Annotated in this window: 16 protein-coding genes, 2 pseudogenes and 1 riboswitch; of the genes and pseudogenes, 8 read left to right on the top strand and 10 right to left on the bottom strand. The window is 42.8% G+C overall.

Annotation, left to right across the window (positions count from 1 at the left end; genetic code table 11):
• Positions 1-16: 16 nt before the first annotated feature.
• Complete coding sequence (locus myaer_RS20645) at positions 17-589, bottom strand: TetR/AcrR family transcriptional regulator (RefSeq protein WP_046663486.1); 573 nt, start codon at positions 587-589, stop codon at positions 17-19.
• 135 nt (positions 590-724) lie between these two features.
• Between myaer_RS20645 and myaer_RS20640 the strand changes: the two genes are divergently transcribed.
• Entirely contained in the window at positions 725-1,015 is a 291-nt protein-coding gene (locus myaer_RS20640; protein WP_046663485.1) for a DUF2288 domain-containing protein, read from the top strand.
• Between the two features lie 525 nt (positions 1,016-1,540).
• On the opposite strand, the gene myaer_RS20635 is transcribed toward myaer_RS20640, so the two are convergent.
• Together myaer_RS20635 and myaer_RS20630 are read right to left on the bottom strand one after the other, a co-directional pair.
• Positions 1,541-2,914 (bottom strand): gluconeogenesis factor YvcK family protein, encoded by a 1,374-nt coding sequence (locus myaer_RS20635; protein ID WP_046663484.1) that lies wholly within the window; start codon positions 2,912-2,914, stop codon positions 1,541-1,543.
• A gap of 73 nt (positions 2,915-2,987) precedes the next feature.
• Positions 2,988-3,473 (bottom strand): Tic20 family protein, encoded by a 486-nt coding sequence (locus tag myaer_RS20630; protein ID WP_046663483.1) that lies wholly within the window; start codon positions 3,471-3,473, stop codon positions 2,988-2,990.
• Between the two features lie 510 nt (positions 3,474-3,983).
• Here myaer_RS20630 and myaer_RS20625 point away from each other — a divergent pair.
• On the top strand, positions 3,984-5,228 hold the full coding sequence (locus myaer_RS20625) for an RNA-guided endonuclease InsQ/TnpB family protein (RefSeq protein ID WP_046663482.1): 1,245 nt from the start codon (positions 3,984-3,986) through the stop codon (positions 5,226-5,228).
• Between the two features lie 11 nt (positions 5,229-5,239).
• Here myaer_RS20625 and nuoF read toward each other — a convergent pair whose 3' ends face one another.
• The 6 genes and pseudogenes from nuoF to rimI all read right to left on the bottom strand — a co-directional run bounded on the left by nuoF (position 5,240) and on the right by rimI (position 10,884).
• Positions 5,240-6,847 carry an NADH-quinone oxidoreductase subunit NuoF gene (nuoF, locus tag myaer_RS20620; protein WP_046663481.1) on the bottom strand — a complete coding sequence of 536 codons (1,608 nt, stop codon included), beginning with the start codon at positions 6,845-6,847 and terminating at the stop codon, positions 5,240-5,242.
• Positions 6,848-6,875: 28 nt separating this feature from the next.
• Positions 6,876-7,385, bottom strand: coding sequence for a bidirectional hydrogenase complex protein HoxE (gene hoxE, locus myaer_RS20615; RefSeq protein WP_046663480.1), 510 nt, complete (start codon positions 7,383-7,385; stop codon positions 6,876-6,878).
• Positions 7,386-7,603: 218 nt separating this feature from the next.
• Positions 7,604-8,076, bottom strand: a pseudogene (locus myaer_RS22765) (ISKra4 family transposase); the annotation flags it as partial.
• A gap of 100 nt (positions 8,077-8,176) precedes the next feature.
• Positions 8,177-8,932, bottom strand: a pseudogene (locus myaer_RS20600) (IS5 family transposase); the annotation flags it as partial.
• A 144-nt stretch (positions 8,933-9,076) separates the two neighbouring features.
• Positions 9,077-10,267, bottom strand: a complete 1,191-nt coding sequence (locus tag myaer_RS20590; protein ID WP_046663476.1) for a glycosyltransferase family 4 protein — start codon at positions 10,265-10,267, stop codon at positions 9,077-9,079.
• Between the two features lie 38 nt (positions 10,268-10,305).
• Positions 10,306-10,884: a ribosomal protein S18-alanine N-acetyltransferase gene (rimI, locus tag myaer_RS20585; protein WP_046663475.1), complete on the bottom strand. Its 579-nt coding sequence runs from the start codon at positions 10,882-10,884 to the stop codon at positions 10,306-10,308.
• A 677-nt stretch (positions 10,885-11,561) separates the two neighbouring features.
• On the opposite strand from rimI, the gene myaer_RS20580 reads away from it, so the two are divergent.
• Positions 11,562-12,542, top strand: a complete 981-nt coding sequence (locus myaer_RS20580; protein ID WP_046663473.1) for a sodium-dependent bicarbonate transport family permease — start codon at positions 11,562-11,564, stop codon at positions 12,540-12,542.
• 73 nt (positions 12,543-12,615) lie between these two features.
• Positions 12,616-12,933 (top strand): P-II family nitrogen regulator, encoded by a 318-nt coding sequence (locus myaer_RS20575; RefSeq protein WP_046663472.1) that lies wholly within the window; start codon positions 12,616-12,618, stop codon positions 12,931-12,933.
• Between the two features lie 85 nt (positions 12,934-13,018).
• Here myaer_RS20575 and myaer_RS20570 read toward each other — a convergent pair whose 3' ends face one another.
• A complete protein-coding gene (locus tag myaer_RS20570; RefSeq protein ID WP_046663470.1) occupies positions 13,019-13,597 on the bottom strand; it encodes a DUF3172 domain-containing protein in 579 nt (192 codons plus the stop codon).
• Positions 13,598-13,751: 154 nt separating this feature from the next.
• Positions 13,752-13,915, top strand: a riboswitch (cyclic di-AMP (ydaO/yuaA leader).
• Between the two features lie 232 nt (positions 13,916-14,147).
• Between myaer_RS20570 and myaer_RS20565 the strand changes: the two genes are divergently transcribed.
• The 4 genes from myaer_RS20565 to myaer_RS20550 all read left to right on the top strand — a co-directional run bounded on the left by myaer_RS20565 (position 14,148) and on the right by myaer_RS20550 (position 20,444).
• Entirely contained in the window at positions 14,148-15,485 is a 1,338-nt protein-coding gene (locus myaer_RS20565) for an ArsB/NhaD family transporter (RefSeq protein ID WP_046663468.1), read from the top strand.
• A 107-nt stretch (positions 15,486-15,592) separates the two neighbouring features.
• On the top strand, positions 15,593-16,765 hold the full coding sequence (locus tag myaer_RS20560; RefSeq protein ID WP_046663467.1) for a glycosyltransferase family 4 protein: 1,173 nt from the start codon (positions 15,593-15,595) through the stop codon (positions 16,763-16,765).
• Between the two features lie 54 nt (positions 16,766-16,819).
• The gene (locus myaer_RS20555; RefSeq protein WP_046663466.1) at positions 16,820-18,835 is read left to right on the top strand and encodes an ABC transporter ATP-binding protein; all 2,016 of its coding nucleotides are present in this window, start codon (positions 16,820-16,822) and stop codon (positions 18,833-18,835) included.
• 238 nt (positions 18,836-19,073) lie between these two features.
• Complete coding sequence (locus tag myaer_RS20550) at positions 19,074-20,444, top strand: DNA cytosine methyltransferase (RefSeq protein WP_046663877.1); 1,371 nt, start codon at positions 19,074-19,076, stop codon at positions 20,442-20,444.
• The last annotated feature ends 7 nt before the right edge of the window (positions 20,445-20,451 follow it).

The following is a 20,451-nucleotide window of genomic DNA, read 5'->3' as shown; positions in this document are numbered from 1 at the left end:
AAGTGATTGTTGCGGGTTAACAGTTTTTCTGCAAATAAGTAGTAAGAATTTTACCTAATAATTCCATTTGTTCATCGATCACAATCTGTTCATTGCACCACAGGCGCTCTAATATCAGTCCATTAATAACGCTGACAACTAACCAAGCTACACTCGGATCGCTAATACCTAAAATCTCGATTACTGCCTGATGATAGCGGCAATCAACGCGCTCAAAAAATTGACTACGACGCAGTTCTTCTCGTCCTTGGTATTGAGAATAATCAATCCATAAGAATAATTGTTTGATGCAGGAATCCTCGCGATTAGTCATAAATTTTCCGAGAATTTTTAGCTTTTCTGTCAGGGTTTTTCCTCGATCGATCTCGACTTTAGCTAATAAAACATCCTGCCGGCACATCTCCTCGACTAATTGCTCGAAAAGTGCCGCTTTACTGGGAAAGTAGTGGTACAGCGTTCCCGTGGACACTCCCAATCCTTGCGCTAATTCTCTCGTCGTCATGTTAGCATAGCCTTTCTCGGCAAAGAGTTCGGCACTTTTTAAGAGGAGTTCTTTTCGGTATTGTTCTACATCTACTATCTTAGGCATAAGTTTAATATCGAACGTTCGTTATATTTTAGCTTAACATTACTATAGATGGGGAAATCGGTCGTCCCTTTGCCTGTATGCTAGAAGAAGGGGCTAATTCGTTATTGAGCGAGCTTTTTCGCAAGGATTGACAGTATGGGTAATATTCACGAGCAGTTATTAGAGGAATTAGCCGAAGTGGAGTGGAGTGACTTGATCCCCCATGCTCAAAGGGATGCGCTGATCCTAGTTTCCGATTCCCTCAATTTAATCGAAGTGGCAGAAGCGATCGCCGGTGATCAGGTTGCTCAAGTGCAGAATTGGATCGGGGAAAAACTACTGGAAAAACCGACACAAGAGCAGTTAAGCGATTGGAATTCCCATCCCGATAACCTTTTTAATACACTAATCGTGCAACCTTTTGTGTTAATTCAGACCATAGTTTAGTTGACGCTCCCATCGGGTGCATCTCATTTTTGTAAATCTACCAATTGGGATTTTTACGGGGAAACTCTCGGCTAAAATTGAGCATTACTTCCGATTCTATGACTCAATCCCAGCTTTTGAGGGTTTCTGCTCCTCAAACCCTGGAGCGCATTAGTTTTTCGGTGGGATGCTTACAGGCAGCTGCTGATATATAGCGTTTCCTAAGCTAGTGAGGTACACCTATTTTTCTTCCCTTTTGACTTTTGCCTCTTGCCTTTTGCCTAAAAACCATAACTTTTGTACCTCAGCAGACTGAAAAACGCTATATATGTAATCATTTAAGAGTCACTGATAATTGCTGATTGTCGGTATTCCTGTAAATGTGAGATGCACCTGGGGGGAGATTTTTTCATTGAACAGTAAACAGTAAACAGTGAACTGAAAACTCACAACTAAAAACTCAAACCTAATAACTGATAACTGATAACTGACGACTCTCACCATTAAGATAACTGCCGTAAGCAAAACAGAAAAGTAGGCATTGTTTCACTTTTTAGCATACCAACGCCATAAAACTCGGGCTAAACGTTGGGGATCGTGACTAACTTTGCCAGTAACTTCATCTTCTGCCATTACATTCGCTAAAACAATGCGATAACCCATTTTCCCCACCTCCTCGCGATCTAAAAACACAGGATGACTATGCTCTTGGGCGTATAATTGCAGAGATTGGGGCGATGGTGCAGTTCTTTGGGCCAAAACCGCATCAAAGATGCGTTCTTCACAGACTCCTTCAATTGCGCGCAGATGATCAGCCACCGAATAATTATCCGTTTCCCCCGGCTGGGTCATAATATTACAAACATAGACACGGGGGACTGTCACCTGTGCCAGGGCCTGACGAATGGCGGGAACCAACAAATTAGGGATAATACTGGTATAAAGACTACCCGGCCCGATGATAATATAATCTGCATCCCTGATCGCCGCTAAAGCCGCCGGTAAAGCGACGGGATCGGCAGGATGACAGCCAATCTGACGAATTTGGCCCATAGCTTCGGTTATCTTCGATTCTCCCTCAATAATGCGCCCATCGGCTAACTTAGCCCAGAGACTAACATCGGTAAGGGTAGCAGGTAGCACTTTACCGCGAATTGCCAAAACTTTGGCACTAGCATCGATCGCCTGTTCCAGATCGCCGGTAATCTCGGTCATAGCGCTGATAAATAAATTACCAAAACTGTGGCCCGATAAACCATCCCCGGCATGAAAGCGATATTGAAACAATTCCGTTAATAACTTTTCCTCATCGGCTAAAGCGGCGATACAATTGCGAATATCCCCCGGGGGTAAAATGCCCATTTCCCGACGTAATCGGCCCGAAGAACCGCCATCATCAGCTACAGTGACAATAGCGGTGATATTAGAACTATACTGTTTTAAACCGCGTAAAAGCGTCGATAAACCCGTACCGCCACCGATGGCCACAATTTTCGGGCCGCGATGGAGACGACGATGGGTGCGTAGGAGATCAACTAATTCCTCCGATGCGTCCGGTTGTAGTGCTTCTGTAATCGTTTCCACGGTGCGACTCTGACCCCAGAATAACAAAAAGACACCCAACAAAACCGCCAGCGGCCCAGAAACAGAATTAGGGACCAAACGGGCGATCGTTTCTAATGCTTGGGAAACAAACTCTAAAAAGCGATTAACTGGGGTTAATTTTACCCAAATAGCCAAACCGAAGGAGGTGAGAAAAACGCCGGTTAAACTGATTAAAAGCCAGCGTTTGACAAAAAGACCGGGAGAAAGCCATTTAAACCAACGATTAACTCGTTTAGGAGTTTTTCTGCCCACAGAAGCGGCTATTTTCCCCTTCTGAGCGTTGAGTTCCCGTAGCGTCTGTTTAAATGGACTCATAGATGTGGCCTGGCAGCGAACGCATTGATTCTGGAGAGACTGTAGCCGAAAAAGGGGACAAACTCAAGTTAACCTAACCTCCCACTTGAGAATAGGCCGCCTCGGAAATTGTGGGAATATCGGCGTATTTGCCGATAACCGACTGTATAATGCTGTAAACACAGGCGGCAAATGCGCCTAAAAAGACGACGTTAAAAAGAGTTTCTACCACTAAATTCGCTCCACCCCTAGCGACGAAACCTAAGACCAATCCCAATAAATACACCAAAATATCGATTAAAATCGCCTGCATGGTGTTAAACCGGATAAAATGACTAATGCGGGGATTGCGTACCACGGCGAAAAAGAGGACGAAAAAGATAATTAAACTGCCAAAGCTTCCCAGAGAACTATAGAGAAAAGCTAAGGGAGTTAAAACTATTGCTAAGGCCTCTTTTAAAAAAGGGATTTGCCGGAAGATAGAGTCACCGAAGTCGGAAGCCGCCGAATATAAGGGTAAAAGATATACTAAAGCTGCAAAAATGCGATCTTTTGTATCGGTTGAGCCGCGCCAAGTCATAATCTATTGTCTCCTGAGACTACTGCTAACTCTCTCCAAGATAACCCGGCAGCCCACCAGACTTCGCGTAACCGAAAAAATTGATCGAGGCCGAACATTGTTAGGCCTCGGGCGAGTTATCGAAAATTTGGGTTAAAACCCCGTCGTTTTACGACGGCTTTTCCTGATTTTTAATGTAGCACTTAAGAACTTCCAGTGGCGCACCTCTCAGTTATCAGTTATCAGTTATCAGTTATCAGTGGGTAAGTTATCAGTTATCAGATGTGAGTTTTTAAGTGTGCAGTATTAAATAAGTAGTCGTGCAAAATTAATTTCCTAGTGAAGATAGGCAAGAGGCAAGAGACAAGAGGCAAGAGGTGGTTAGATATGTGTAATTAATTTTGCTTAGGTACTTAGAAGTTTCCTACTGTCTTTTTACTGATTACTGATTACTGATCACTGATTACTAACCGACTTGGCATTATTGACAGACCTAGTTAAAATAAATACAGACACACATATCTTAACCCAATGAAAGCAAGGTATCAATACCGTATTTACCCAACAGACCAACAAAAGAGGCTTTTGTCTCAATTGTTCGGGTGTGTGCGCGTTGTCTGGAACGATACCTTAGCTTACTGTCAAGAACTCTGTCGACAAGGAGAGAAAAAGCCAAAATATACCGAGTTATCTAAAAGACTAACTCAAATTAAAAAGACGACAGAAAAAGTCTGGCTGACCGAGGTTTCTTCTATCCCTTTACAACAGTCTTTGAGAGACTTAGAGACAGCCTATTCTAACTTTTTTGCATCTTGCAAGGGAGAGAGAAAAGGAAAGAAAGTCAAACCTCCCAAGTTTAAAAAACGTAAATCTAAACAATCGGCAAGATTTACTGACAATGGTTTTACCATCAATCAATATCACGTTACTTTAGCCAAAATCGGTGATTTAAGAATCGTTTGGAGTCGTCCATTACCTTCTAAACCTTCTAGTGTCACCGTGATTAAAGACGCGGCGGATCGCTATTTTCTTAGTTTTGTCGTCGAGGTTCAGCCCGAAATACTTCCTAATAATGGGGAGTCAGTGGGAATTGATCTAGGGATTGCTACCTTTGCTACCCTCTCAACAGGGGAAAAGATAGACGCTCCTAAACCGTTAAAGAAACGATTAAAACGACTAAGAAAGGCACAGAAAAACCTTTCTAGAAAACAGAAAGGAAGTAAACGACGGGAAAAAGCTAGGAAACGAGTAGCTAAAATCCACGCAAAGATTAAGGACACTCGTACTGATTTCTTGCATAAACTATCCACTAGAGTTGTTCGTGAAAATCAAACGATAATTTTAGAGGATTTAAACACATCGGGAATGGTTAAAAATCGTAAGTTATCCCGTGCCATATCAGACTTAGGATGGCGTTCTTTCCGAGATATGCTATCAGCAAAATCTGATAAATATGGTCGTGATTTTCGGATAATTTTCCGATGGGAGCCAACGTCTCAAAGGTGTTCCTGTTGTGGGAATATTGGCGGAAAAAAAGCGTTAAATATCCGTGAGTGGGAATGTCTTTTCTGTGGGACTTTTCATGATAGGGATGTAAACGCTGCAATTAATATCAAGGTCGCCGGTGGGCAATCGGAGACCTCAAAAAACGGACGTGGAGGAAAGTGTAAGACTACCGATAAGGTAGCATCATCCTGTGAAGCGTCAACCCATCCGAAGATCGTTCAATTAAGTTTGTTTGATCTGCCGGTCATCACCGTCCGGCCCCGGCGGTGAGGATGTCAATCTCAAACAGAGACGGGGTGCTTGATTTCCTGTAACAGAGCCAGATATTCCTCCTTAAAATACTTTAGGGTACTTAAAATCGGATTGGGGGCGCTTTGACCAAGACCGCAAAGACTGGTTTCTTTAACCATTTGACAGAGATGTTCTAGGTTTTCGAGGTCGTGAATATCGGCCTTTCGATCGATAATTTTGGCCAATAATTCAAACATTTGTACTGTTCCCGTGCGACAGGGGATACATTTACCACAGGACTCCTCGCGACAGAATTCCATATAGAATTTCGCCACTTCCACCATGCTGGTGGTATCATCCATAACCACCATACCCCCAGATCCCATCATCGAACCGAGTTTGGCTAAGGATTCGTAATCCACGGGAGTATCGAGTAAATTAGCGGGAATACAACCCCCGGAGGGGCCGCCGGTTTGTACCGCTTTCACCTGACCATCGGGAATACCACCCCCCATCTCCTCGACAATTTCCCGGAGAGTAATACCCATCGGCACTTCAATCAGCCCATTATTGCGGATTTTTCCCGTTAAAGCGAAGATTTTTGTGCCTTTACTGCTGGCAGTACCGATATTGGCATACCAAGCGGCCCCCTCGCGGATAATAGCGGCGATATTAGCGTAGGACTCCACGTTATTAATCAGGGTGGGACAACCATCGAGGCCCGATTGGGCCGGATAGGGGGGACGGGTGCGGGGAGTGCCGCGGCCGCCTTCGATAGAATGGATGAGAGCGGTTTCCTCTCCACAGACAAAAGCCCCCGCCCCGATGCGGATATCCAGCTTAAAATCGAAAGTGGACTCGAAGACTTGGGAACCCATTAAACCGAATTTTTTGGCCTGATTAATCGCTTTTTGCAGACGATCGATCGCTAGGGGATATTCGGCTCTAATATAGATATAACCATGATCGGCCCCCACGGCATAGGCAGCGATCGCCATTCCTTCCAGGACTAAATGGGGGTCACTTTCTAAGACGCTGCGGTCCATAAACGCCCCGGGATCCCCTTCATCGGCATTACAGATAACGTATTTTTGTTTACCCGGTTGTTTAGCCACCGTCGCCCATTTTAAACCAGTGGGATAACCCGCACCGCCCCGGCCGCGCAAACCGCTTTTGCTGATTTCCTCCACCACCTGGGCCGGAGTCATCTCGTAGAGGGCCTTGTAGAGAGATTGATAGCCACCGACGGCGATATATTCCTCAATGCGATCGGGATCTATTTTACCGCTATTTTCCCGGACAATTTTGACTTGATGGGAGAAAAAGGGATGTTTTGAGTCCCCTAATTGCACCTCGGTTTTGCCGCCGTTTAAGGCTGCAATAATGCTGGCCGCACTTTCTGGGGTGACTTCTTCGTATAGGAGATCCTGGGGATCCACTTCCACCAACGGACCGCGACCACAAAAACCCATACAACCGACCCCGACCACTTCGACTGTATCCTCTAGGTGTGCCTCTTTGACGGCAGTGGCGAGGTTTTTTTCGATTTGGAGGGAGTTAGCAGCTTGGCAACCGGTGGAAGTGCAACAATGCACGCGGATGCTTTTTTGTCTAGCTTTTTCTTTTTCGGCCACTGCCAACAATTCTTGTAAGTCCATATTTTTCTCAATCCACTAGAGTGAAAAATTACTGGGAGAAACTCTTTAGTTTTGCTAAGACAGTTTGCGAATCTTGTTTAGGGGCCACGACTCCATCGAAGACCACAGCCGGCGCAATCCCACAGGCCCCGATACAACGGGCCGACACTAGGGAAATTTCTCCATCGGCGGTGGTTTCTCCCACTTTGACATCAAAGGCGTTTTCGATGTCTTCGAGGATTTTGCCGCTGCCTTTGACATAACAAGCAGTCCCCATACAGATGATACAGGTGTGTTTTCCCGCCGGTTTCAGGGAAAAGAGATGGTAGAAGGTTGCTACCCCATAGACGTGACTGAGGGGCAGTTTTAGCGCCCGGGCAACGTAGAGGAGAACATCTTCTTCTAGGAATCCAAAGGCTTCTTGAGCTTTGTGCAGGACTTCAATCAGGGCTGATTGATTATATCCTGCCCGCTTCATGGTGATGTCGAGGACTTTGAAGCGTTTATCGCCACTGGGACGCTCTTTTTTCTCCGTTTGAGGAGGATTGGCAGTTTGCATAAATCTGAACCAAATAAATTTTAGGGGCGATGACGGGAAAAAGATGGAGAGTTATGGGTTTTCCTTGGTCATCTCCCTTCTTTTATTCTGACACTGGCTCCAGAGGGCGATCGATAACTTTATCTTTCCTTTAGTTCTTGGGGGATAGGGGATTTTTCAGTTATCAGATCCTGAAGGACGCTACGCGCCCTAAAAAGAAAAAGAGAAACTAGGGACAAGCCCCCATCAATGCTTAAAGCGGTCACTGCCCCTTTCACCTCGACGGGAGCAAATTCGTATCTTTGTACCAATCTGTGTTGACTACTTCCCGATACTTTTATCCCTGTCATCATTTCTATATCTTTTTCTGCATTCTCAAAGGATTCGTTGGCCACTAGCCGCAGACAGCATTTCTCTAGAAAGGGGCTGAGGCGACTATTTTTCTCTAGGGCTAGTTTTTCGGACTGCCGTTCCGTTATTTCTACTTTTCCCAAGATACTGTTGATTTTTCGGGTTCTACCTGCCGTTGTTCGCGTAGCTTCGGCAAAAAAATACTGCTGATGGCCGGCGAGACTGTAGTAAGCAGATGTTCTCTAACGGCCAATTCAATAGCTTCAAAGTCTTTCAACTGTTCTTGAGGAGTATTTCTGACAAGGATTTTGCCGATAGCTTGCAGATGTTCTTGTAATTGCAGTTCTTCTTGAGCATTCATGATGCCTACATCTGGTATGGTTAGTTTAGGGCTAATTATCCTCTATCTCCCTCTTCCTAGCCATCAGCATTTATACTCATTACATATCTGGGATGCTCCCATTCCGATATTTACAGGATAAGATTTTAAAGATTTTGAGTTTCCTATTTATATGTTCAATGATAATCCTTTCTTTGGCTAAAGCCTTGTTATACTCTTTTTCTAACTCTGTTAAGTTTCTATTTTTCGGTTTCTTTTTCGGTGTATAACTATTACTATGGTATGCAGCTATTCCCTGATAACCATTGTCTTCTATGCTGGTAGTTAAAGGATGAAAACGGACTCGACTTTTTTTAAATAAACTAAAATCATGACCTCTACCTTTCCCACAAAAGACACAGATAATTTCCTCGGTATTTTGATCAGCTACTAATTCGGATTTTAAAGTATGATAACCTCTTTTACCCCCCAAAAAATCTTTCTGTTTCTTTTTGGGGCGTTCAATGGTAGTTTCCGTTACATCCATTACCGTTACGACCGGTATCTCTGCTTGATTGAGTAAAGCTTTTTTTCCTTTTAAACGGAAGTTTCCCGATTGTAAAAGTATTTTTTCCGTCTTATTTACAATCCGACATATAGTTGATTCTGATAGTTCCCAGCTTGTACCAATGTGAAAATATGTTCTATATTCTCGCCAATATTCTAACGTTACTAAAACTTGTTCTTCTATAGATAGTTTAGGTTTCGGCCTCCTTTTAGATACTGAATTAGATTCAGCTTCAACACTTTTTACTGATTCTACCATCTTTCTATATGTTTGTTTATACACACCGAAACGGCGTTTGAATTGTTCATCTGATAAGTTTTGATAATCCATACTTCTAAATCAAGACTGTGGGGCTTTTCGACGGCGTTACCTTTATGGAGGATGTCACTAACAGAGATAACACCGAGCAAATCACCTTTAATTACCGGTGCGAAACGAATACTGACGGCTGACGGACAAAAAACTGATCCCCTATTAACGCCATTCCACCAGTTGTCGTTCTTGGACGACCAAACCATATACTGTCTCGGTTTGACGGGCTAAATTCGCCCAATGAAAGCGTTTTTCTAGGTCTTCATAGGCGTTATTAACTAATTTTTGAGCGTATTCGGGATTATTTAAAACCTCTAAAATGCCCCAAGCGAGGGAATCAGGATTATTGACGCGGGTGACAATTCCCGTTTGTCCATGACGGACAACTTCGGGAAAACCGCAGGTATCGGAAACTACCACGGGAACCCTAGCGGCGAAACTTTCTAGGGCGACAATACCAAAAGGTTCGTAAAGACTGGGAAAAACGGCACAATCGGCCACGGTTTGGAAGCGATCGAGGTTTTCATCGGACATAAAGCCCGTAAAATAACAATGATGCCAGATACCGAGATGCCAGGCCTGTTGTTTGAGTTTGTCGGTATTGCCGCCACCGATAATAACAAATTTAGTTTTAGCCTCGGTTTGGGTGAGGACTTTTGGGGCGGCGTTAAGTAACACCGAAACCCCCTTTTCAAAGGTCATGCGCCCGACGTAATAGACGATTTTTTCGTGATCTTCAGCATATTGACGACGAAAAGCTTGGTAATCAAAGTTAGGGTCTCTTTGCTTTTTCTCGGCCCGAATACCGTTATAAACCACATCGATTTTATCCCAGGGTGCGCCCAAGGCCCGATGGACTTCATGACGCATATAGCTGGTACAGACGATAACGCGCCAAGCATTATAAACGAGGGTCCCCTCTTTGCTGGCGATATAGCGTTGGGTGTCGGTGTGCAGTCCGTTATAACGTCCGTATTCCGTGGCGTGAATCGTGGCAATCAGGGGTATTTTAAAGAGATGTTTCAAGGCGATGGCCGCATCCCCTACTAACCAATCGTGGGCATGAACAAGGTCAAATTTTCCGTATTCGGCGATTATTTTGCCGCCCTGTTGCCCCATGCTGTTATTCATGTTGACCACCCAATGGAAAAAGTCATTGCCGGGGAGTACGGGGACGCGGTGGATGTGAATACCTTCCACCAGTTCGTAACTGGGGGCCTGACCGAATTCGATCGTGATTAAATGGACTTCATGACCGAGTTTGACGATTTCGGGATAGAGTTCGGCAACATGACGGGCGATACCGCCCACTAATCGCGGTGGAAATTCCCACGCCAAGACTAAAATCCTCATTTTTCCCTAACCTCGACCTGATTTAAGCTGGTAAGTAATCATTGCATCCCCATGATATCTATTTTGGCTCTGGTTTCTTCCTCTAATTGCCACTCTCCCCGCGCCAGTCTGGAAAGGATTTCTTGTCGCCACTGGTTTAATTGTTCCCGAAAAGCGGCCGTTTGTAGATCGTTGCGCCAGAAAATTAGGGCTGATTCGCCAGTTTGCGGATAATAATTTTTACGCTCTCCAGCGATGCGGAAGCCAAAATGCTCGTAGAGTGCGATCGCTGACTGGTTCGACACCCTCACCTCTAGCGTAGCCCTTTCCAGTTGTCTTTGTACAGCCTTTTCAAGAAGTTTGTAGAGAAGCAGTTTTCCTAATCCTTGTCTTTGATAGTCGGGATAAATTGCCAGGAGAGTAATATGCGCTTCTTCGAGAATTGCCCAAAAACAAGCCAATCCGATTAGGGTTTCGTCCTTCTGGTCGAGGGTAAGAATTAATAATTCACTGTTGGGGCTGTTTAATTCCCGTTCATAACCGGATAGGGTCCAAATACCGCCGAGACTGGTGCTATCGAGGGACACCATGGCGGCAAGATGTGCGGATTTTGGGGTTTTAAGCTGGATTTTTGCCATTGATCGGGGAAGGGGAGAGGGGGAGAGGGTGTGGGGTGTGGGGTGTGGGGTGTGGGGAGTTTTCTCAGTGAACTGATAACTGATAACTGATAACTGATAACTGATAACTGACTTCTAACTCAATGTTCGACAAAGATAAGTAAAAATTATTTATTTACCGCAAAAACTTGAGAATATTTAAATTAACATTCCGCAATATTTACAAATTCTTAAAAATTAATTGAGAAAGATTTTTATTTAACAACGATGTTATCACGGTTACAGCCATTTGATAGAATTTCATAATGGGCTATTTTGTGCTTTTTTGGGCAGCAAGGGTTGAAACCCTTGCCACACCTAGAAGGTGATCCTAATTAAGACGGTTAAATCAGTCAATTTCACCCACAACGATGATCTTTTTTTTGTGTAGTTTTATTGCAAAAAAAAAGTTTTTTTGACAAAAAGCACAAAGTATGATAATAACCCAAGTGATTCCTGGCTGCGAGTAATTATTGTAGAGGGGGAGAGGGGAGAAAAGCTGACGGTTTCAAGATAACTGATCACCGATCACTGAAACATCGTCCATCTTAATTTTTTTGGGCGGCCATCGTTAAGCGTTTTAATCGGGTTCTTAACATTTTCCCAGTATTCTCAAAATCGAATAGTATAGATTGGAATAACTCAATGTACACAAACCTATGGATGGCAGCTTAATCCTGTTCAACATTCTCAATCCGCCGGTTTTGTTCTTTTTCTTGGGAATGCTGGCAGTATTTTTTAAATCCGACCTAGAGATTCCCCAACCACTGCCTAAACTCTTTTCTCTCTATCTTTTGATGGCGATTGGTTTCAAGGGAGGTTATGAACTAGCGGAAAGTGGCATCAATAACCAAATCGCTTTAACTTTGATTGCCTCTGTGGTTATGGCTTGTATCGTTCCCATTTACACTTTCTTTATCCTGAAAATTAAACTCGATAGTGCCAATGCAGCGGCCATCGCCGCTGCCTATGGTTCCATTAGTGCCGTTACTTTCATCACCGCCAGTTCTTTTTTAGAAAAAATTCATATTTCCTATGGCGGTCACATGGTAGCGGCCTTAGCTTTAATGGAATCGCCGGCGATTGTAGTGGGTTTAATCCTGGTGCGAGTCTTTCAAGAGAAAAATGGCCAAGAAGAAGCGTTTTCTTGGTCAAAGGTTCTACATGAAGCCTTTTTAAATGGCTCGGTATTTCTCTTAGTCGGTAGTGTTATTATTGGTATGCTGACGGGGGAAAAAGGCTGGGAAAAATTAGAACCTTTCACCCAAGAGATTTTTTATGGTGCTTTAACTTTCTTTCTCCTGGATATGGGATTAGTGGCGGCGAAAAGAATTCGCGAATTAGGCAAAACTGGTCCTTTTCTCATCGGTTTCTCGGTATTTATTCCCGTCATCAATGCTATGGTGGGCATTGTCATCGCTAAGGTTCTCGGATTTGAACAGGGCAATGCTTTATTATTCGCTGTTTTGTGTGCCAGTGCCTCGTATATTGCTGTTCCTGCGGCCATGAGAATGACTGTTCCCGAAGCGAATCCTAGTTTATATGTTTCTATGGCCTTGGCTTTAACTTTTCCTTTCAATATCATCATCGGTATTCCTCTTTACCTAGAGATGATCAAAATTATTGGCTGCGGAGTCTAAAAGGCCCGGCGGTTTTTAAATAATTCCTGTCAAAAGTTTTCTCTTTCACTTGTCCCTTTTTTATTTAACTACCATGCTTGAATCCCCGCATCCTTCCCTACAAACTGTCAAAAAAGTAGATATAATTGTTAGTCATGCTCTTCTGGAAGAAACCTTAAGCGTTCTTGATGTTGTTGGAGTTTCCGGTTATACCGTCTTTGGCAGTACTTCGGGAAAAGGTGATCGAGGTTTATCCTGTGATGACTTGGATTGTGATTACAGTGGTAGCTACATTATGACGGTTTGTAATAGTGACGAACAACTCGGTCGTCTAATCGATAAAATTCAGCCTTTTTTAAAAAAAGCCGGCGGAATTTTTGTGGTGACTACAGCCCAATGGCTAAGTCATTAGACCTCTTGTAAAAATCAAAAATTATTCCAGTTGATTAGGAGTCAGTAGTCAGTAGTCAGGAGTCAGGAGAAAGAGCTTTTCCGGTTTAGAATTTATCTGTATCTGGTCTGGGACCAACAGCGCCGGCGGGATTAACAAAAAGATTGCCCCCGGCTTCATTTTGGAAGATACAATCAATTTTCGGTTTGCCTTCCAAGGGACCGGTATAACCAAAAGTATTCATCCGGTTTTTACAGCTTTGTACCTGCTGTCCATCGACTAATTTTTGCTGTTCTAAAATTGACCAGTTATTGCGTCGCAAAACGCAACCGGGTTGCATAACCGGTTGGGTGACAAAAACATTAAAGGGGTTAAGAGTGACATAAACCCGCAAATCGGTGACAATGGCGCTGGCCCCGAATTGCACGCATAATTCCGCATTGGGGGCGCTGCGATCGATTACTTCCCGGGAAGCGACGTTTTCGGGGCTAAAATTAGCAGTAGAACTGAATACCAGACCGAGGCCTACTCCTAGTACAAAAATACCACCAATCAGGGCGATCATGGCATAGTTTAATTTTGCCAATAGGCCTCCGGGGGCCGAAGCGCGGGAGTCATCGCCATAGGAGCGGTCATAATCACGATCACGCGATCGAGGAGGAGTATAACGAGGTCTTCTATTCATCGAAATTTCTGTTGTAGCTGCTATGGCGGTCAGTCGTTAGCTATTAGCTTATCACTGTTCTATCCTAGCAACCCGGGGGATAACCGACAGGATAGGTCTAGTATAGGGCTATATAGTTTTTTTGGGGTTAATATGTTATTGTGGATCACTAAATAGAGTAAGTCAGCCTAATCCAAGTTTCTATGCTAGATATTAGCTAGACAAATTCGGAGCGGAGGAACCATATTTGGGGCGTATTTCTAGATTTTTTAGCCTAGAAAAGGATATCTCTCTATCCTAGCCCGTCAGCTAACTTCGTCGGCGTGGGGGGGAAGACTGAAACATCACTACATTCCTAGCAATGTCTTGATCGGTTCAGTTATGTCGCTGGTACTACTTGATAGTCATAACTTACAGGAGACATTGTTTATGGGGATTCTCATGTCAGCTTACCGATCACAACAATTTTAAGATTTTCCGTAGATAACCATATTTTCTATGAGTTTGCTGTACATTGTTCGGGCAAACTTTTAGTCCTATTGAGAAACCGAGAGTAAAAACAGGATCAAAAATGCTGGAATCTTTACCAATGTGGATTGCTGCGATGACTTTTATTGCAGTCATTGTGGTGATTATGTTCGAGTGGCTTCATATTACCGTAGCGGCTTTACTGGGAGCTTTAATATTAGTTTTTACCCATATCATGACTCTCCAGGAGGCGGTGGGTTATATCAGTCGCAGTTATGCCACTCTTGCCCTATTTTTTGGGGTGATGGTGTTAGTAAGAGCCTTTGAACCAACGAAAATTTTTGATTATTTAGCGGCACAAATGGTGCTTTTAGCCAAGGGACAGGGGAAATTATTACTAATAGGAATTGTCGCCATTACTACCCCAATCTGTGCGGTATTACCCAACGCTACCACGGTGATGTTATTAGCCCCGCTGATTCCCCCCTTAGCTCAAGATATAGGCGTGGATTTTGTGCCGCTCTTAATCCTGATGGTTTTCGTGGCCAACAGTTCCGGGTTATTAACGATTGTTGGTGATCCCGCTACTTATATCGTCGGTGATTCTATTAATATCACCTTCATGGAATACCTACAGCGTTTGAGTTTAGGTGGTGCCTTGGCAGTAATTACCATTCTGGTTATGTTACCTTGGTTATTCCCGAAAATCTGGCGGACAAAATTCGAGCATTTAGAAGACTTACCCCATCCGAAGATTGATCATCCTCGCGTCTTAGCCGTGGGAGGAATTATCGTCTTTTTGGTCTTATTTTTATTCGTGGTCGGCGAATCTTTTCCTGTACCCCTTGCTCCTGCTGCCGTTGCTCTGATGGGGGCAGCTTTAGCCCTACTTTTAGCCCAGCAATCGAAAATCGATACGGTGCATAATATTCTCCGGGATGTGGACTGGAGTACCCTATTATTTTTTATGTCGATTTTCGTCCTAATTGGTGGCTTAGAAAAAACTGGGGTAGTTAATAGTGTATCGGGACTTCTGGCGATAATTTTAGGCCAAAATATCTTTTTAGGTTCTCTAGTCTTGCTGTTTTTTGTCGGACTTGTTTCCAGTGTCGTTCCCAATATTCCCCTAGTGGTGGCCATGGTTCCACTACTGAAACAGTACCTTGTTAATGTTAATTTAGTCGGGACCGAAGTTCTTTCCCCCGATTATGCCGGTTCTTTTCCTCCAGAAGTTTTACCGCTTTTCTATGCGATGATGTATGGGGCCACCCTAGGAGGTAATGGTACTTTAGTGGGAGCTTCTTCTAATATTGTCGCCGCCGGCATCGCCGAACAACACGGGGGCAAAATTACTTTTCACACCTTCCTGCGCTACGGTTTACCGGTGATGTTTACTCAGTTAGTCGTCTCGGCAATGTATATGTTAATTTTCTTTGTCTAGTCGATCTCCGGGGGGCATTAATGTTAAGTTCGCCTAAGATTGACAAAAACGTTAACATTGATTAACATTCTCCTATCGTGCTAAATGATCTGGATTGATCGGCAATCGTGAACAAAAAAATCTCTGTTTTAGCACCAGATTTATCCGGTGGTGGTGGCACAAGAGTCTATTTGATTGCTCAAGTCTTGCAACAGCTAAACTGTCAGGTGACGGTTTATGGTCCGATTTTTGGCCAGGAAATCTATCCCACCCCACCGCAGAATTTACCGGTGGTATCGGTCAAAAGCAATAATTATCCCCAGTTTTTTGGCCAGATCAAAACTTTACTCGATCGCATCTCCGGAGAGATTATCTACGCGGTTAAACCCCGTCCCACCAGTTTCGGCATCGGTTTACTGAAACGTTTTTTTTCCCCACGTCCCCTAATTCTCGATATTGACGATTGGGAAATGAGTTGGTTTGGTGGGGATCGATGGTCCTATCGTCCTCATCCTCGACAATTAGCTAGGGATATCCTCAAAAAAAATGGTGCGCTTAGGGATCCGAATCACCCTCTTTATCTGCGTTGGCTGGAAAATTTAATTAACCGCGCCGATGCGGTGACGGTTAATAATCAATTTTTGCAAAAGCGTTATGGGGGGATTTATTTACCGAATGGCAAGGATACGCAACTTTTCGATCCCAATCTCTACGATCCTGTCGCTTGTCGTCAAAAATACGGTTTATCTGCCTATAAAGTCTTAATGTTTCCTGGTACAGCTAGACCCCACAAAGGTTTAGAAGATGTCTTAATCGCTTTAGATCAAATTGCTGATCCTGATTTTAAATTGGTGGTGGTGGGAGGTCGCCAAATCGGGGATGGCTATCTGGATAGTTTGCTAGAAAAAGGTCAACCTTGGTTAATTCATTTACCTGCTCAACCGATCGATCGAATGCCGGAAGTTATCGCCGCTGCCCATGCTATTATCGTTCCCCAGAGGGATGAAGCCACGGCTAACGCCCAATTTCCGATTAAACTCACCGATGGTATGGCGATGGCTAAACCGATTATTTCCACTAAAGTGGCAGATATTCCCGAAATTTTAGCTGATATTGGCTATTTAGTCGAACCTCGATCGCCAGAGCAACTAGCTGCTATGATTAGCGAAGTTTTTAAAGATCTCGACTCGGCTAATGCACGAGGACTAAAAGCGAGAGAGCGCTGTATCGCCTCCTACAGTACCACCGCCATGGCGACAACTCTCTCTGGCATAATTACTTCTCTGGAAGGGAAATATTAGAGTCTAGCGAGTAGAATAATTGACCGTTGACTATTTACTTTATCACTTATAGCGATGAATCCTAATCAAATTCTGCTTAAATATACGCTTAAACACTGGATATTAGTAGTTTCCAGTATTGTTATCGGCTTTGCCAGTACCGTATTTAATGGGGTAGGAGCTATTTTAGTTATCCCTTTGCTAATTTCTTTTATTAATCCCGAAAATGATATCTTAAAAAATGCCCCCCAAATTATCAAAAAGCTGCTCTCAGTTTTCGAGTTTTTCTCGGTCGATACTCGTTTTTTCTGGATGTTTGCGGCGATATTATTGATTTTAATTCTCAAGCACATTACCAATTTTGTCAGTAATTTTTTAGGGACTTACTTGTCTTTAATTATGGCAAAAGATATGCGAATTGATTCAGTTGTTCTGCTGCTAGAAGTGGATATAGATTATTATGTAAAAAGTAAAATAGGAGATATTTTTAATCGTTTCATGTCGGAGATTAATCGGGCTGTAGCATCAATTAGAAATTACATAAACCTGATTAAGATTATCGCCACAGCTTTCATGTACTTGGCTATTTTATTATCAATTTCTTGGCAATTAACTATTCTTTCTAGTGTTTTGGGGGGCTTTTTAGGTCTGCTTAATCAATACTTTGTCAAGAGAGCGAAAAAGTTTGGAGAGATTATCACCGTAACGGCTAAACATCAAACTAATAAACTGTTGGAACTATTAACGGGAATTCGTCTAATTAAAGCAGTAGGAAATGAAAGATACGAATTAGAATCTATTGTGGAAGATATAGAAGCCCGGGAGAAAGCGGGTTTAGATGCCCAGACTAATAATGCTGTAATCGCTCCGCTCAATGAGATCGGTGGGGTAATTATTATTGCTTTAATTATCATTGCTGGTCGTTATCTTTTTAATGAACAACTGCAAGCCTTGGCGACAATTTTATTAACCTATCTCTATGTACTTTTCCGGGCCCTGCCGATAGTTGGTCAGATTAACGGTGCTAGGAGTAGTCTATTGGGTGATGTTTCCGCAGTAGAAATAGTAGCGGATTTTCTCATTCGAGAGAATAAACCATTTATGAGCAATGGCTCTATTCCCTATCAAAGATTAGAGACAGGCATTCATTTTGATAACGTCCAATTTTCTTATCCGGGTCATCAAGAATTAGTTCTCAAGGGCATCGATCTTTGGATTCCAAAAGGAAAAATGATCGCTCTTGTTGGTGCTTCGGGGGCGGGAAAATCGACAATTGCTGATTTATTACCACGCTTTTATGATCCTACAGCTGGGAGGATTCTTTTTGACGGTCAAGATTTAAGGGATTATGAGATCAAATCTCTGAGAAAAGCCTTGGGAATAGTCAGTCAAGATACTTTTCTCTTTAATAATTCTCTCCGTTTTAATATTGCCTACGGATTAACCGATGTTAGTGATGCAGAAATTGTAGCAGCGACAAAAAGGGCGAATGCCTACGAGTTTATCTCCAAACTGCCGGAAGGACTGGATACGGAAATTGGCGATCGGGGAGTGAGACTTTCGGGGGGACAAAAACAAAGATTAGCGATCGCTCGTGCCTTGCTGCGAGATCCAGATATTCTCATTCTCGATGAAGCTACCAGTGCTTTGGATACAATTTCTGAGCGTTTAGTACAGGAAGCGATCGATGAACTCTGTCGCGAGCGCACTACTCTTGTGATCGCTCACCGTCTTTCCACTGTTCAAAAAGCCTATCAAATTGTGGTGCTGGACAAGGGAAAAGTGGCAGAAATCGGCAATCATGAGGAATTATTGGCTCAAGGTGGTCATTATGCCCGTTTACACGCTCTGCAATTTAGTGATAGCAAAGAGGCTGACTCTAAGAATAGGGAAGATGAGCAAAAAAGAAAAGCTTATTTATCCTACGAAGCGAGAAGTAGTCTTAATAGTCTTTTAGGTTCTCTGCGTCTAGTATCTGAAGATTTAATCGAAGATTCTCAGGAGAAACAGGAAATTTTAGAAGAATCCTGTAGTTCAGCCATGCGACTTCTCCATATTATCGAAGACTACGAGTATTCCTCGACTCGATAGATCTCCTGCAAAAATCAAAAATTGTCGTGGTTAGTGAGGAGTCAGGAGACAGGAGATAGGAGACAGGAGGAGAAAAAACAGAAGAGACAACTATCCTAAGGCATAAAATCTAAGATTATGTCAAATTTATCTGAGTTTTTAGATATCAAGAGGTCTCTGGAAAAAAACTCTTAATTTATACTAAAATATTTAGTACAGATAGGCATCTTCCCAGACGGTGAAAAGCAATTATTTACCCTTGAAAACCACAGTTAAAGTCAGCACACAAACCCAATTACCCCTACATCTAGTTATCACCCATCCCCAGTATCGTTTTGTCGATTTATTCGCGGGAATCGGTGGGTTTAGAATCGCTTTGGAGAAATTGGGAGGACGTTGTTTAGGTTATTCAGAAATTGATAAACAGGCCATCCAAGTTTATCAACAGAATTTTATTAGCTATCTCAACAGCGATGAAATTGCTTTCGGAGATGTGAGTAAAATCAGCAATTTACCCGATAATCTTGATCTTATTGTCGGCGGCGTTCCCTGTCAACCTTGGTCGGTGGCGGGATGTTTACGGGGATTTGAAGATCCCCGGGGAAAACTCTGGTTTGATGTGATTAAATTAGTCCAGAAAAGTCAACCCAAAAGCTTTATTTTCGAGAATGTCAGTGGGTTAGCTAGTCCTCGCAATCGGGAGAATTTAGAGTTAATTATCGATGAATTAACTAGCTGTGGTTATCAAGTTTACTGGCAGTTATTAAATGCCTACGATTTTGGTTTACCCCAGAATCGCGAGAGAGTTTTTATCGTAGGAATTAGAAAAAATATAGATAACTATGAGCGGTTTAAATTTCCTTTACCTTTGGGTATCCATCCCAAGGTTTTAGATATTTTAGAAGACATCAAAAATATTCAACCCGTCGAGAAAGTTAAGTTATCAGCAGATACTTTATTTAATGGTTTTGTTCCTCCATCGAGAACTCGTTTTCAAAAAGAAGATGAATTAAATGACTTCTTTATTTTTTCTGATTTAAGAAATGGCCACACAACTATTCATTCTTGGGATATTATCAAAACTACGGAACGACAAAAAAGTATCTGTTTAGCTTTGCTGAAATTAAGACGCAGTAAAAAGTATGGCGAAAAAGATGGTCATCCCGTGGCTTTTTCTACTTTTTTGGAAATTATACCCGACCTAAAAATCGAGGAACTAAATCAGTTAGTTTCTCTGGGTATTTGTTGGCAAACGACCGCAGGTAAGTATGAATTTATTAACTCGAAAAATATGACGGGAATTAACGGCATTTATCGGATTATTTTACCGACGGCCGATATTATTCCTACCCTAACCGCTACGGGTGCTAAAGATTATATTGCCACTATTTCAATTACCGCTACTCATCCCCAAGAATACAAACAATTGTTTTTAAAGAAAATCTATAAACCCAAAAAGTTTCGAGAAATTACTCCCCAAGATGCGCGTAAATTACAAGGATTCCCCGATAATTTTATCTATCATCCACAGTCAGCTATCGCTAAAAAACAATTCGGAAATTCTGTTCCTATCACTGTAGTGGAAGCAGTGGCTAGAAATTTACTAGAAATAATTCGGACTGATTATTAGACTGCGG

Source organism: Microcystis aeruginosa NIES-2549, assembly GCF_000981785.2.
Taxonomy (GTDB): domain Bacteria; phylum Cyanobacteriota; class Cyanobacteriia; order Cyanobacteriales; family Microcystaceae; genus Microcystis; species Microcystis aeruginosa_C.
The sequence above is the reverse complement of the archived record's forward strand: the minus strand, read 5'-3'. Positions and strand labels throughout refer to the sequence as shown.